The 1595-nt window shown below is 29.7% G+C and carries 1 protein-coding gene, 1 tRNA gene and 1 rRNA gene; all 3 read left to right on the top strand.

Annotated elements, in window-relative coordinates:
• Window positions 1-93, top strand: a 5S ribosomal RNA gene (rrf, locus tag BUB83_RS21090); the annotation flags it as partial.
• Window positions 94-98: 5 nt separating this feature from the next.
• A tRNA-Lys gene (locus tag BUB83_RS21085) sits at window positions 99-174 on the top strand.
• Between the two features lie 204 nt (window positions 175-378).
• Window positions 379-1122 (top strand): peptidylprolyl isomerase, encoded by a 744-nt coding sequence (locus tag BUB83_RS21080; RefSeq protein WP_073341043.1) that lies wholly within the window; start codon window positions 379-381, stop codon window positions 1120-1122.
• Window positions 1123-1595 lie beyond the last annotated feature (473 nt).

Raw genomic sequence — 1595 nt, 5'->3', positions numbered from 1 at the left:
ACACCCGTTCCCATTCCGAACACGATGGTTAAGCTTCAACACGCTGATGGTACTGCATGGGTGACTGTGTGGGAGAGTAAGTCGTTGCCAGGTAACATGATTCACTAGCTCAGTCGGTAGAGCACTTGACTTTTAATCAAGTTGTCCGGGGTTCGATTCCCCGGTGGATCACCATAAAGCATCTCAATAGAGATGCTTTTTATTTTATATAAAAATATAAATTTTATAATCATGTAAAGTATAGTAGGAAATAAAGCAATAAGAAATTCTTAACATATCGTGAATAACTTTAGAAATTATTTGATATAAATAAATTTTATGTTATTATTAATAAAGTGAGTCTTTTATAGACTAAATATAGAATAAAAGGAGATACACATGGAAAATAAAGTCTTAGCAGTAGTTAATGGCGTTGAAATTACTAATGAAGAATTAGAGGCAGCTTTATCTAGAATACCTCAAGATAGAAAAGCATATTTTGCAAATGAGCAAGGTAGATCACAAATGCTTGAGCAATTAATAGCTTTTGAGTTATTTTATAATGATGGAAAAGATAGTGGTTTAATAGATGGAGAGGTTTATAAAGAGCGACTTGAAATTTTTAAAAAAGAATTGTTGGCTCAAATGTCAATGGAAAATACAATGAATGAAATAGAAATCAGTGATGATGAAGTTTTAAAATTCTTTGAAGAAAATAAAGAAAATTTTGTTCAACCTGAAAAAGTATCAGCAAAACACATATTGGTTGAAGAAGAAGCTAAGGCTGAAGAAATTTTAGCAGAAATAAAAGCTGGATTAGCTTTTGAGGAAGCTGCTGCAAAGTATTCTTCATGCCCTTCTAAAGCTGAAGGTGGAAATTTAGGAAGTTTTGGTAGAGGACAAATGGTAGGAGAATTTGAAGAAGCTGCTTTTGCAAGTGAGATTGGAGTAGTAACTGAGCCTGTAAAAACTCAATTTGGATATCATTTGATTTTAGTAGAAGAAAAAAGTGAAAAAGAGTATAGAAGTTTTGAAGAAGTTAAGAATGAAATAAAGATGAACTTGATGCAAAACAAGCAAGGCGAAGTATACTTTAATAAGGTAAATGAATTAAAGGGTAAATATACAGTAGAAATGAAATAATAACTTTAAAGGTTAAAATAGCTAAAAGAAACTTACTTTTAGTTATTCTAACCTTTTTTTAGATTATAAAGATATATCTTCATAATATTTATGTGCTTTGACAACTAAGTAAAATTTTTTATAGATAAGTATAATATGAAGGAATTAGCATGATAACAGTTACAGAACATTAATAAAAGATACACTCATCCTAGCGTGTTATTATAAGGAATACTAAGAAAAAGGTAGTAAAACATATGTATAGAGATCTCTTTTAAATTAATAGGCCAATTTATTAAAATATGAGTTAAATATAAATGATAAGATACTCCTTGTCGCCAAGAGAACTAAGAAAAACGTCGAAAGATAAGTAAAAAAAACTCTTGACAACATGAGAAACAAGTGATATTCTAAATAAGCTGTCGCAAGATGGTAACAAGAAATTCACAAAACAGAAATTGATCTTTGAAAATTAAACAGAGAATGATAGAATA

Origin of the sequence: Clostridium grantii DSM 8605 (assembly GCF_900129965.1) — a bacterium.
Classification (GTDB): domain Bacteria; phylum Bacillota; class Clostridia; order Clostridiales; family Clostridiaceae; genus Clostridium_AF; species Clostridium_AF grantii.
This window is presented reverse-complemented; position numbering and strand designations above follow the sequence as displayed.

Excerpts from the sequence above, each read along its gene's own strand:
- BUB83_RS21080 (WP_073341043.1), top strand. The coding sequence starts at position 379 with ATGGAAAATAAAGTCTTAGCAGTAGTTAATGGCGTTGAAATTACTAAT.